Below are 13,140 nucleotides of genomic sequence, written 5' to 3'. Positions count from 1 at the left end.
ATTAAAAAGCCAGCACCTCAGTGCTGGCTTTTTGTTGTCTCGTAAGGTGATTAACTAGTTAGGAATCATTGTTCCGCTGACACCAGTTACCCGAAAGTATTTCTTTATTAGCTGTTATATCAAGCTGATACAAATATACCCATGCTAATCCAAATATAGTCTCTATTTGCTCGCGACGATACTCAACAGGAACATCTTCTAGCCGATCGAGCGACTCTAAAATTTCGTCGTTAATGATATAGACCTCACCAGCGACACTTTTCTTTCCCAAAATCATCGCCGGATAGGCACCTAAATCAAAAAGTGCGTATTCCTTAGGTGTATCAAACTGCCCTAATAAATCGCAGCCCTGCAAATAATGGTGATTGGACTGACCTTGCCTCAAGGTTCCATAGACAAAAACAAGATGCTGCATATGCCCTCCCATACGGCTCTACTCGAACTCAAATTGATAGAGAAGATCCACAGCACTGTCTAGGCCAGAAACAGCTTCAACATAGAGATCCTGCATCAATCTATAACGAACGGTAAACTCACCTAACGAGTTAAAGATACCCACACCATACTTCACCTGTAAGCCAGGCAGGATGTAACCACTTACCGTCACTTGAGAGTCATCGCCAGAGCCTGCAGTATCCAGTTGCAAGTCCTTTACACCAAAGGCTTCACCGATTTCACCAACAACCTTACCACTCTTCGCTAAACTCAAACCGATTAAAGTCGTTGTCATCGAACCGCTCGACTCACCGTCGATATCTTGGCCACGCAAAATATAAGACAGTGCGTTCGCTTGTGGCATCGCTGGGTCAGAATAAATCTCGATGGTAGGCTCTGTCGCAGGGCCAGTCACTCGAATACCAGCGGTCACGTCATCCTGAGTATTATCAGGATTACGAATCGCGTTGATGGCTACGTATGGCTGATCCGGTGGTCCATTCATTAGGATCTTACCCTCTTCGATCAAGAGGTCTTGCCCGAATGATTGATAAGTACCATCGACGATGTTCACTTCACCTGTAATAAATGGACCTTGGTCTTTTTGAGCCACGTTGAGCTTACCGACCAAATCACCTTCAAGACCGAAGGCAGACAGTTTAAAGTCATCACCAATGGAGATATTAATATTCGTCATCACATTGAATGGATTCGTATCTTCGTTTTCTGGCTCTAGATCTTTATTCAAAATAACCTGATCAGAAGAGACGCCAACCGCTGACGGTGGTAAATCTTCAACAACAATTCGTCCCCATGGTAATGCAATATCACCGGTGATTTTCGCCAGATCTGGTGTGACATCAATAGTCATATCAGGTACGACCTTCACCTTAACCATCGGTGGGATATCAACCATCAACTCATCAGCGAAAACTCTAACGTTCGAATGCCATGCTTTAAGATCTTGCCAATCTCCGGTTCCCTCAATATCAAGGTGACCATCAGGTGTTTCGACATTCGCATCCAGTTTTGCACTATAACCATCAAAGTCGAGGTCGATGCGGCCATCTTTCACATCAACAGGCGTAACATCGCCTTTGACTTGAATACCATCAACAGAGAATTGACCAAAGACTTGAGGGTGCATCAGAGAGCCTTTAACTTGAAGATCACTCTCAAGGTCGGCTTTCAATAAGCTGTATTCACCTAGAATGGGTTGTAAGAAATCAAGATGGAACGTGGTCAGCTTAATTGCCGCATCGACCATTTTGTCTTCGGCAAGAATATCCGGTAACGACACCGTGCCAGACAGGTCACCATTGTCGGAAACATCCAACTTAAAATCGGCATCCAGTTTGTTGTCTTTCAGTTGGGCATTCAATGCAACGCTTTCCCAACCCAGTGTGATTGGCTCACCCACTTGTTGAACAACCTGACCTTTCGGCATATCAACGCTTACCGTGACTTCAGGCTCATCTTGTTCAGACCACTTTGCATGAGCAGTCGCATTGACTAAGCCCTGTAATTGCGTCTCTTTAGGCACAAAGGCTTTAATCTGCTCGAAATCGAATTGATTGATGGCTACCTTGGCCTCACCCGATTTTCCGACACGAACGTCTTCATCCAAACACACGCTCGAACCCGATTGTTTCCAACAGTGCGCTTGAACATCGGCAAACTGTTTATCAACATCCGCATTTATCGCGACAGGTTGATCTAACACCCAAGGGCCTTGCTGAGTGGTGATTTTGACTCTGTCTAACGATCCATACCAAATAAGAGAAGGCTTTTGAATCAACTCTCCGGAAATAGCTAAGCTTGTAGACACGATGTCGGATATCACATCAAGTGTCACTGTGTGTTTCTTCTCACCACCACTCACCGTGAGATCAATGCTTTTTACGCTCTGATCTTGATAGGTTAGGTTGTTAGCTTTTAATTCAAGATCAGCTTGAGCTTCAGGCAATGGCAGAGGAACCACAGAGCCATTAAGCGACAAGGATTCTAGTGTTGCTTCGTTATTCCAATCTACCTTATCCACATTTAGAGCGAGATCGACTTCAGGCTTTTTCGTTGGACCACTGAGCTGGATGTTACCAATCACTTTACCTTTCAAATCAGGGACGCTTTTTACAAGCTCAGGGAAGTGAATCTCAACACCCATGTCCCATTTCTTATCAAGCTCACCCTGAGCCTTAATCGAGTTAACACCGTGAGCTAAGCTCAAACCACTGGTTTTCAGTTTTGGTTCACCGCTCGCGCTGCGATCCGACGCTGACAACTGACCTTCGATATCCAGAGGGTATTCTCGCAAGATCCCTTCAATATCCAATTTAGGCAGTTCAATCGCCCAGCCGCCCGCTTCAGTCAACTCACCTGAGGTGACGATGTTTCCACTAATGTTGCCCTCAGCTTCTGGCCACTGCAGACCCGGTTGAATATCTTTGAGTGTCACGTCAGCTTGCCAGTTAATGAGACTCTTCCAGTTCGCTTTAACGACACCGTTAAGCTCACCGCCTAGCGTGTTGAGCTTTAGACGCTCGAGAACAATTTGTTCCGTCGTGCCTTTACCCTGTAGATCGATGGCTAATTCAGGGATTTCCTTACCATCGGCTTCACCTTTAAGAAGAACATTAAAACCATCTAGTGAGCCATCAGCTTTAAATTGCTCAATTGTCGCTTGGTAATCGCTTTTTCCGGTAAGGGGCCACTGTGCTTGTCCGCCCTCTAAAAGAAGGTCAAATGGCAGAGTCGGTTCTAAGGGTTGAATATCCCCAGACAACTTTGCCTCAATCAGCTCAGAAAATTGGGAGTCTAGGTTTAGCTTAGCCACGCTGCCTTGTGCTTTCAGAGACAACTTCTGCCCAACAAGGTCGGTTTCTTTCACCAACGCATCCAAAGAAAGTTCTAGCGGGTAACCGCCCTTGAGCTCAACCTTCGTGGTTAGATTGGCGCTTGCTTGTGGCATATCGAGTTCGAGAGTTGAAACATCAACCGTGTGTTTGCCCGCGCGAGCTTCTAGCCCAAGGTGGTTAACAACGATTGGTGTTTCTTGTTCTAAGGTGAAACGGTTGAGGTCAAAACGCTCCAACACAACCTGCAGAGGAATCCAGACTTCCGGCAATTCGATAGCCGTTTTAACGGCAGCTTTTGGCTCAACCTTTTCTGCTTGCGGTTCTTCTGTCGACTCAGCGAGTTTAACCTTAAGATCATTGAATAAGGTTGGCGATACAGTTAGCTTTTCGCCCTGCATACTCAAAGCCGTAGAGAACAAGCTCCATTCAATTTCATGCCCTAAGATATTCAACTTGATATCAGACAAAGCGATACGGTTGATTACGATTGGCAACGGTGTTTTTACCGATGTTACGGGCGGAGTAGGTTCTGTTTCTTCTGTAGAGGCCGGAGGCAGTTCAGTAAATGCGAAGTCCAATCCTTGAATCGCTAAACGATCGACACACAACTTAGGGTCGAGCAGACAGCGAGGATTAATCGCCAAGTTCAGCTTTTGAACTTTGGTGTCTATATGCAGGCTGTCATCTTTAAACTGAACATTATTAAGCGTAAAGCTCGGGAACAGAGCCCCTTTAGTGCTTTCCACTTTAAGCTGTGGCAACGCTTTTTCAGCGCCCCACAACACAGTGTTCAACCCTGGATTGGTGAACAAAACAAAACCTAGCAAGGCTATCAACAACAGCAAAATAGACGTCAATGAGATCGACGTCCACTTGATGCACTTGCCCATAACTTTGATCATAATTCTGGCCCTAAACTAAAGTGTAACTGGAACTCATCACCTTTTGCTGCATCTAGACCCCAAGCAAAATCTAAGCTCACAGGGCCGACGGGCGACGCCCAACGAACCCCGACGCCGGTACCATGTTTCCATTCAGGTTTATCATTGAAGGCATCACCAATGTCGTAGAATGCTGCGCCCCACCAGTTTCCAACCAAGCGGTATTGGTATTCAAACGAGCTGGTTGCAATGAATTTGGCACCCGTTAGTGCGCCACTTTCATCTCGAGGAGAGATCGACTCATAACCATAACCACGAATGCTATTGTCACCACCAGCAAAGAATCTTAGGGAGGGAGATAGCTTATCAAACTCGTCGGCAAAGTTGCCGCCAAATTGAAGTCGAGTTAAGCCTCGGTGATTGTCGCCAATGCTTCGAATCCAAGCGGTTTGACCTTGAAAACGAACAACCTTAGTTTCAGATAACAAGGTATCATCACCCGCTTCAACCATAATGGTTTGTTTATCGCCCCACATCGGCATCGAACCGCCTCGCGTTCGAGTGCGTGAGAAAGAGATACCCGGCAGCACAAATTGCGCTAAATCATCCTGCAAACCTTGCTCATAGTTTTCGACCAAGTATCGAATGAAGACCGTGCGTTGCCAACCGTTATCCAGTCGCCAATATCTTTCTAGCGCTAAGTTTGACTCCAAACTCTTGGTATCACGATTATCCAAGTTTTTCATACCGTACTTAACTTGATAGTAGTCGTTCAGCACGTCATCCAGAGGGATTTTATAGGTAGCGGTAATCGTCTGTTCAGGTTTAGAAATCGACAGGCTGCTATTGAAGCTATGGCCTTGTTCATTAACCCAAGGTTTTTTCCACTTCAGAGTGCCTTTTACGCCAAGGTCGGTGGATACACCGATACCCGTTTCGATTTGGTTACGAGCTTGCGGAGCAAGGCTAACCTTCATCGGGATCTCTCGGCCTTCGCCTAACTGGCTTAAATCTGGTTCAACAAATACCGAGGAGAACCAATCCGTATTGGACAGGTTTTGGTTGTACTCACCGACTTTGGTGATTGAGTAAGGTTCGCCATCCTCAAATGGTTTAAGTGACTGCACCTTATCTTCTTCTATCTGGCTACCAGTAACCTGAGTAGTACCAAAGTGATAGCGGATACCACTGTTATAATGAAGACGAACATAAGCGCGGTTCAATTCAGGAGCGACTTCTAGCTTACTAAGATCATAAGCACCATCGAAGTAGCCTTTCGCTAAGCCAAGGTTGCGGATCGACGATTTCAAAGAGTCATAATTACCATGATTCAGAGTCGAACCTTTAGACAAGCTACTCTTCGCTATCAAGGCTAAAAAGTCTGGGTCATCCTTGGCTTCACCAGTTAGAACGATATCTGAAGTATAAATAACAACAGGCTCTCCCGGCTCAACCGTAACGGTCATTTCGGTATCATCTTCGGAGTGAGTAAATGTGATTTTAGGGTGGTAGTAGCCTAACGCATTCAGGGCTTCTTTAATCATAGATTCCAAGCGGGATTGGAATCTTAGTGAAACCGAATACTCTTCTTCAGGGATCGCACTCAGATAAGCATCAACATTATCCTCAAGCGCTCCATCTAGCCCTTTGATTTCAAGGGAAACGTCAGCGAAAGCGAGCGTCGATGACAATAGAGTGCCAATCAGAACTGGTAAAGTTTTTCTTATCATGTTTAATTGGTGAAGAAGTTATCAATACGTTAATAAGTGAAAAGAAATAATACCGCTAAATAGGCATTGAGTCTGTAATAAATCCTGGAATAACACGGTCTAATTTAAAGACTTATTCAATATTGACCAACAGTTAATATGAACCCACGTTAAATAAAAGCCAGCGCGGTAAACGTATGCGAAAAGGAATATAACATGCTAAACAAACAACAACTGGTTTCTGCAGCAACCGCACTACCGGGAAATGCTGACCCAATTCGAATCACTGAGCGCCATTTCGTCAATCAAACCGACCTGCTCGATGCACCCACGGGCTCTCAACAAGAAGTCCTGTTTGGTATGGGGTGCTTCTGGGGAGCTGAGCGTTTGTTTTGGCAATTGGATGGCGTTATTTCAACATCCGTTGGTTACGCTGGCGGATACACAGTTAATCCCACTTATGAACAAGTATGTACTGGGCAAACCGGCCATACCGAGGTCGTTCGTGTCATATTTGATAGTGAACAAACCTCTCTAGCTCGAATACTTGAAACCTTTTGGGAGCGTCATGACCCAACTCAAGGGATGCGCCAAGGCAACGATTTAGGGACTCAGTACCGTTCTGCGATTTACACCTTCAGTGAAGAACAACAATCTATCGCTGAGCACTCTAAACGTGAATATCAACGAGCAATGACTGAATCTTTAGGCAACGAGATCACGACGGAAGTTCTGCCTGCTGGAAAATATTTTTTCGCAGAAACCTACCACCAGCAATACCTAGCTAAAAATCCGAATGGGTATTGCGGGTTGGGTGGAACAGGTGTGTGCTTCCCTCCACAATAAAGTGCCGTTCGGCATACCATCGTGAACGACACGCATTAAAAAAGGGCTTCCATCAGGAAGCCCTTTTCATTGTTAATCTATTCGGTGCAAGACAAATCGATAAAGCTCAGTTACACCGGCAACGCTGCAATGGTGCCGTTAACTTCTTTAAAAATAGTGAGCTTTTGTTTGTCTGAAACTTCAGGAAGTAGCACCTTGCCTTGGTCGAAGCGAAACTCTCCAACACCTTCAATAGCAAATTGGCCTTTGAACAGGACTTTAACGAAACGCGCCACCTGACGTGGACGGTAAGTAGAAAATTTTCTTAACATAATACAACCTCAATTCCATTTGAGTACTACAGTCACATACCTGAACAGCGTCGCTGTTCAAAGCACATTTAATCGCTAATTCCTTTAGCAAACAGCAAGATAATCTATTGTTCATCTTGATATTGATGCATTATACCTTTTGGTAACAAGCCTGCAACTTCTTTCCACGTCGTACGATAAAAAAGTTAAAGAGGCATTTTTCAAATTTCATATTATACTTCCTGTGCAAACCAATAAGCGGAACAAAAATATAATGAAAAACAAAACTCTACTGGCTTTTCTAGCCGCAGCCTCTCCACTCTTCGCCAATGCTCACAACCTATCAGTAGGCGCTACCCTGCCTGCCGTCGATGTGAGTAACTATGGTGAGATTGTTCTAAACGACGGAAATACTGGATATCAAGCTTGGGCAACCAATGATCTTCTAGGTAAAGTTCGCGTCGTTCAAGCTATCGCTGGCCGCAGCAGCTCTAAAGAGCTCAACGCACCACTGATGGCAGCCATTACCGCATCGAAATTCTCAGAAGACAGCTACCAAACCACCACTATCATCAACCAAGATGATGCGATTTGGGGTACTGGGTCTTTTGTTAAGTCCTCTGCCGAAAGCAGCAAAGAAGAATTTCCATGGTCTTCTATGGTCCTAGATGAAGACGGCGCCGTTGCGTCAACATGGGCTCTAAAAGAAGAAAGCTCAGCGATTATCGTTCAAGACAATCAAGGTAAAATCTTGTTTGTAAAAGAAGGTGCATTAAACGAATCAGAAGTCACTCAAGTCATTGAGTTGATTAAAGCGAGCCTTTAATAAGATATTCGCGTCTTTTTCGAGACCTAACCAAAGGATATTGTTATATTATAACAGTATCCTTTTTTTAATTCTGTGGTTAATCATCCTGATGTGGCAAAACACACCCAACAATGTGAAACGCAAAACAGGCTTCTTGCTTGGGCTTATGCTCATGTTAAGCGTGTTAGCCGCAACACACATTGTGGATATCGCACCAGAGCACCACACCTCACACCATTGTGAGCTGTTTTCGCTTAATCAGTTCATCACAGCGCACTCACTACCACAGATTCCAGAGTTCCATTCGGAATTTACTGTCGCTATCACAGAGTCAGTAACTTCACTACAGCGGCTATATTTCGCTTATTTGGCACGCTCACCTCCTGTAAATATCGCTTAATTACCACTACTTTTTAATTAACCTTTATTCAGGAAAAAACATGAAACCTACTTTTTTAGCCGTTGTTATCGGCATGACTGTCTCTACAAATGTTCTAGCTAACGAAGAATTCCGCTCTCATGATGCACACGTACATGGCCAAGTTGAAGTAAACATCGCGCAAGATGGGCAAGAATTGCTTGTTGAAGTAACAGCTCCAGGCGCAGATGTGGTTGGGTTTGAACATGCTCCAAAAACTGCAGAACAGAAGAAAGTGTTTGAACAGGCTATCGCACAATTAAACAAGCCAGAAGAGCTGTTTAGTTTTAACAATGCGAGTTGTACTCTGAAGTTCAAGTCAGTAGCAAACACCTTAGAAGGCGGTCATGACGACCATGAAGGCCATGACCATGCGGAACACGGTCATGGCGACCACAAAGACCATGATCACGCTGAACACGATCATGACGACCACAAAGACCATGACCACGCTGAACACGATCATGATGACCACAAAGACCATGACCACGCTGAGCACGATCATGATGACCACGAAGGTCACGACCACCACGATCATGAAGGCCACGATCACTCAGAAGGTGGCCACGGTGAGTTCACTGTTGAGTACCACTATGAATGTTCAGATGTTGCTAAGCTAGACACAGTTAGCACTCAGTGGTTCTCTAAGTTCAGCAACACTGAAAAAATGACGGTGAACCTACTAACAGACACAGCTCAAGTACAAGAAGTGCTTAACGCAGAGCGTATTAGTTTCCGATTCTAATCACTCCTAGATCGGATTAAACGTAAAATAAACAGCCAGGTAAGTCATCGCTTACTTGGCTGTTCAAATCGGTGTGTTCCTGGGAATTTATGTTTCAAATTACTGTCCAGTAGATACACCGCTTTAATTATTGGAGCTAGCATGTCTTCTGACAGTTCATCACTTGTGGTCAAACTCGAAAATATCAGCTTTCGTTGGAAGCCTGAATTACCACCAACGTTAGAGATCCCCTCTCTTCACATCCAAGCCCAAGAGCACCTTTTTATTAAAGGGCCAAGTGGTTGTGGAAAATCAACTTTGTTAGGGCTACTGACCGGAATCAACCAAGCTGAGCAAGGAGAAGTCTCTATCCTTGATCAAGACCTCACTCAGCTTACACCTCGTCAAAGAGATAAATTCAGAGCCGATCATATTGGTTATATTTTCCAACAATTTAACCTGCTTCCTTATCTATCAGTTATCGATAACGTGACGCTTCCTTGCCAGTTTTCACAGATACGTAAACAGCAAGTCGCTGAAAGCCAGAAAAGCTTACAAGAGACGGCTCGAGAGTTGTTACTCAGATTAAAACTACCTCAAGCTTTAATGGACAAGCCCGTTACCGAGTTAAGCATCGGTCAACAACAACGTGTTGCTGCCGCTCGTGCTTTGATCGGCCAACCCAAAATCATTATTGCCGACGAGCCAACCTCGGCTTTGGATCATGACAACCGAGAAGCTTTTATCGAACTGTTGTTAGAACAAGCCAACCAGGCAGGTTCTACTCTTATCTTTGTTAGCCATGATCCAACACTAGAAAAGTTGTTCACTCGAACCATAGATTTAAAAACCGTTAACCAAGCTAAGGTTGTCGTATGAAAGTAATTACTCACTTAGCCTTAAAAAGCGTACTCAACCGTAAAGCCACAGCCATTCTAACTATTCTCACTGTGGCTGTATCCGTCATTCTATTACTCGGTGTGGAACGTGTAAGAACCGAAGCTAAGAGCAGCTTCGCCAATACGATTTCAGGTACTGACCTTATCGTCGGTGGCCGCTCTGGTCAGGTAAACCTGCTGCTTTATTCCGTATTTAGAATCGGTAATGCGACCAACAACATCGACTGGAAAAGCTATGAAGAATTTAGCCAGCACAACGCTGTAAAGTGGGCGATCCCAATCTCATTGGGTGATTCACATAAAGGCTTCCGCGTAATGGGCACGAACCATAGCTACTTCGAGAATTATCGCTATGGAAGTAAGCAACCACTTACTTTTCAGCAAGGCAAAGAGTTTAATCAGCTATTTGACGTAGTGATTGGTGCCGACGTCGCGAAGAAGCTAGATTACAAAATAGGTGATCAAATCATTCTTGCGCACGGTATCAGTGATGTTGCGTTTAGCCGTCACGATAATCTGCCCTTCAAGATTGTGGGAATACTCGCGCCAACAGGAACACCAGTAGACAAAACCGTACACGTATCGCTAGAGGCAATCGAAGCAATTCATGTTGGCTGGGAATCAGGTGCCAACCTCGGGCACACACCGAATGCTGAAGCGCTAAAGCAACGTGACTTCCAACCGAAGCAGATTACCGCGATGATGGTTGGCCTTAAATCGAAGATCCAAACCTTCGCACTGCAACGAGAAATCAATAACTACCGCCAAGAACCTTTAAGCGCCATTATGCCGGGCATTGCGCTTCACGAATTGTGGGGAATGATGGCTGTAGCAGAACAAGCACTACTGATTGTTTCAGGGTTTGTTGTTGTCGCCGGATTATTGGGTATGCTCAGTAGCCTACTCACTAGCTTGCAAGAAAGGCGTCGAGAGATGGCTATCCTACGTGCGATGGGCGCAAGACCTCGTCATGTGTTTGGTTTACTGATCAGTGAAGCCAGTGCACTAACCTTCCTTGGCATTACATTAGGTGTTGCAGTGCTGTTTGCGCTGATCGCAGTGGTTGCTCCTATTGTGCAACAAAGTTATGGTATCAACATATCGATATCCGCAATCACACCGCATGAGTGGAAACTGCTTATGCTGGTACAAGTTGCCGGAATCATTATCGGCTTTATTCCCGCTTTCAGGGCTTACCGCCAGTCATTGTCTGATGGCATGACGATTCGAATCTAAAATAGGAACCTACGATGCAACGCAAATTCCTACTGATACTTGGGCTACTTCTGTTCCCATTTATCAGTACAGCTCACGCTGAAACCACTCAGAATGACGAATCGGTATTAACACTTGAATGGATTGATTTGATTCCAGAATCAGAACGTGCTCAGCTAGATTCATTTGGTATGCCGATGGTTGACCACAATAGTATGGACAAACCTCAACAATCGACACTTGGTGCTGTTCGCCCAGAGCTGAATGGCAGCACAGTGAAGATTCCTGGCTTTGTGATTCCATTGGAAGGTGATGAGAATATGATCACTGAGTTTCTGCTGGTACCGTACTTTGGCGCATGTATCCACGTGCCACCGCCGCCACCGAACCAAATCATCTACGTGAAGTTCCCGAAAGGTGCACCAATACAGCAGTTATGGGATGTGATCTATTTGGTCGGAACGCTGAAAACTGAGTCAATCAGCCATGACTTAGCGCAAACCGGTTATCTTATTGAAGGTACTGCGATTGAAGAGTATGACGACATGTAGTCATTAGAAGGGTGGCTCAAGGATGAGCTGCCGTCACTGAACGAGTGTGATCATTCAATAACAGTTTAATAACGATAATTTTCTTCTGAATTACGCGATGTAATTAGATAAGTAAGCTAGAACAGCGACATAAGTCGCGAGTAATAACCCTATACTAAGCTGTTTCTTCAGCTTGTTATCATTGGCTTGATTCATAACTCCTCCTTGAGAATTACAACAAATTTAACATTTTATTATCACTAGCAAAAGTAAAATTTTGTTGAAACCTTCAACTCTGCACGCAAAATCTAGCCACCAATAAGATAAAGAGTTACATTTTAGACAGTTATACCAATCACAATAAGTAAGTGTTCAGAAATAGCGTAGAAAAAAGGCTTGAGAACCAGGCGGAGCTTTTTGATAAGTGGTTATTCTACAATCAAAAGTTCTAACGCCGTTATCGAGCGTTTTAACAAGCTAGAGCGAGCAATTATTTACTACGATTGGTCTTGAGTCGTCTCCTAACGGTACTCTTATGTCAGAAACCAAACAGCCAGTGATCATTGAGCATGCTAGCGATACACAGCAAAAGCATGAGAAAAAGCCTCATATTGCCGACAGTGCCAGCAGAATGCTGCACATCGCACAAAGCTTCGGCCTCGATTTCTTAATTAGTCATAGTGCCAAGCCAAAGGATAAAGCTGAGAGTACGCTTATCGAACGGGCACTATTGCGAGAGAAAAAACGTAGAGAGCTTCGCCAAAAGAACCTAGAACAGATTCTAAAGTTGGCGCACTCTTCATGTAAGGATGAAGCGGCTGGAGACCCGGATCAGGACTGGCTATACCGTTTCTTCGACATGGCACAAGAGATCCACAATACATCGATGCAGAGGCTATGGGCTCAAGTACTGAAACGAGAAGTCACCAACCCAGGCTCGACGTCGATGAAGGCACTGCAAATCTTAAAAGACATGACGCCAAAGGAAGCACTGACCTTACAAAGAGCAGCTTCATTAGGCTGCAGTTTTGGTAGCGATAACAGCAGAAAGCTCTTACTCGGCTTTAAATCTCATGCTGGGCTATTCAACTTTGGCAAAAGGGACACCACCAACACCATCAACCTTGGTGGGCACAACCTGCCCTACTCCAGCTTGCTCCACTTGATAGAGCTCGGGATTATTCTGGGCACAGAATTAGAATCCGGAGAGATTGATTTCGATCCAGCCCTGCACCTAACCTATCAAGGTAAGAGCATGTCACTGGCACCATTATCAAAAGGCGTGAAGCTGGTTTACTACCGATTCAGCCCTACAGGCAATGAGCTTTGTACCTTGCTCGGTAACAAGCCAAACACGCAGTATTACGATCAACTGATTGCACTATTGAGCCAGAAATTCACAGTACAGACAGAAGTGAAAAGCAGCGTGAATTACACCGTCTAGACACTCTACGGAGCTAAAATAGACGATGTAAGAAGTGAAGTATTAAGAGGAATAAAGAGAATCTAGGGGATAGGTTTCTTGTCTCG

General features: G+C 44.7%; 12 protein-coding genes. 8 read left to right on the top strand and 4 right to left on the bottom strand.

Annotation, left to right across the window (positions count from 1 at the left end; translation table 11 throughout):
• Positions 1–58: 58 nt before the first annotated feature.
• Genes AB4585_RS12190 through AB4585_RS12180 form a run of 3 tightly spaced genes read right to left on the bottom strand, consistent with a single transcriptional unit; the run spans position 59 to position 5,901 of the window.
• A complete protein-coding gene (locus AB4585_RS12190; protein ID WP_372169912.1) occupies positions 59–415 on the bottom strand; it encodes a gamma-glutamylcyclotransferase in 357 nt (118 codons plus the stop codon).
• A gap of 18 nt (positions 416–433) precedes the next feature.
• Entirely contained in the window at positions 434–4,192 is a 3,759-nt protein-coding gene (locus tag AB4585_RS12185) for a translocation/assembly module TamB domain-containing protein (RefSeq protein ID WP_372169910.1), read from the bottom strand.
• Positions 4,189–5,901, bottom strand: a complete 1,713-nt coding sequence (locus AB4585_RS12180; RefSeq protein WP_065584316.1) for an autotransporter assembly complex family protein — start codon at positions 5,899–5,901, stop codon at positions 4,189–4,191. The genes AB4585_RS12185 and AB4585_RS12180 overlap by 4 nt, the downstream gene beginning before the upstream one ends.
• Before the next feature lie 195 nt (positions 5,902–6,096).
• Here AB4585_RS12180 and msrA point away from each other — a divergent pair, with 195 nt between their 5' ends.
• Positions 6,097–6,726 carry a peptide-methionine (S)-S-oxide reductase MsrA gene (gene msrA / locus AB4585_RS12175; RefSeq protein WP_017058899.1) on the top strand — a complete coding sequence of 210 codons (630 nt, stop codon included), beginning with the start codon at positions 6,097–6,099 and terminating at the stop codon, positions 6,724–6,726.
• A gap of 110 nt (positions 6,727–6,836) precedes the next feature.
• Here the strand turns inward: msrA and AB4585_RS12170 are convergent, their stop codons facing one another.
• Positions 6,837–7,037: a DUF1107 family protein gene (locus tag AB4585_RS12170; RefSeq protein WP_017058898.1), complete on the bottom strand. Its 201-nt coding sequence runs from the start codon at positions 7,035–7,037 to the stop codon at positions 6,837–6,839.
• A gap of 253 nt (positions 7,038–7,290) precedes the next feature.
• On the opposite strand from AB4585_RS12170, the gene AB4585_RS12165 reads away from it, so the two are divergent.
• From AB4585_RS12165 to AB4585_RS12135, 7 genes are all read left to right on the top strand, one after another.
• Positions 7,291–7,842: a YtfJ family protein gene (locus tag AB4585_RS12165; RefSeq protein WP_017058897.1), complete on the top strand. Its 552-nt coding sequence runs from the start codon at positions 7,291–7,293 to the stop codon at positions 7,840–7,842.
• 91 nt (positions 7,843–7,933) lie between these two features.
• Positions 7,934–8,224 (top strand): DUF2607 family protein, encoded by a 291-nt coding sequence (locus AB4585_RS12160; protein ID WP_017063722.1) that lies wholly within the window; start codon positions 7,934–7,936, stop codon positions 8,222–8,224.
• Between the two features lie 40 nt (positions 8,225–8,264).
• Complete coding sequence (locus tag AB4585_RS12155) at positions 8,265–8,987, top strand: DUF2796 domain-containing protein (protein ID WP_017058895.1); 723 nt, start codon at positions 8,265–8,267, stop codon at positions 8,985–8,987.
• A 141-nt stretch (positions 8,988–9,128) separates the two neighbouring features.
• Positions 9,129–9,845, top strand: a complete 717-nt coding sequence (locus tag AB4585_RS12150) for an ABC transporter ATP-binding protein (protein ID WP_017058894.1) — start codon at positions 9,129–9,131, stop codon at positions 9,843–9,845.
• Entirely contained in the window at positions 9,842–11,101 is a 1,260-nt protein-coding gene (locus AB4585_RS12145) for an ABC transporter permease (RefSeq protein WP_017058893.1), read from the top strand. The genes AB4585_RS12150 and AB4585_RS12145 overlap by 4 nt, the downstream gene beginning before the upstream one ends.
• A gap of 14 nt (positions 11,102–11,115) precedes the next feature.
• Positions 11,116–11,631, top strand: a complete 516-nt coding sequence (locus AB4585_RS12140; protein ID WP_017058892.1) for a DUF3299 domain-containing protein — start codon at positions 11,116–11,118, stop codon at positions 11,629–11,631.
• 514 nt (positions 11,632–12,145) lie between these two features.
• The gene (locus AB4585_RS12135; protein WP_017058890.1) at positions 12,146–13,054 is read left to right on the top strand and encodes a TIGR03899 family protein; all 909 of its coding nucleotides are present in this window, start codon (positions 12,146–12,148) and stop codon (positions 13,052–13,054) included.
• Positions 13,055–13,140: the final 86 nt, after the last annotated feature.

The organism is Vibrio sp. 10N.222.49.C9 (assembly GCF_041474985.1).
Lineage (GTDB): Bacteria > Pseudomonadota > Gammaproteobacteria > Enterobacterales > Vibrionaceae > Vibrio > Vibrio crassostreae_C.
Note: the sequence above shows the minus strand (reverse complement) of the source record. Positions and strands in the feature narration are given on the sequence as shown.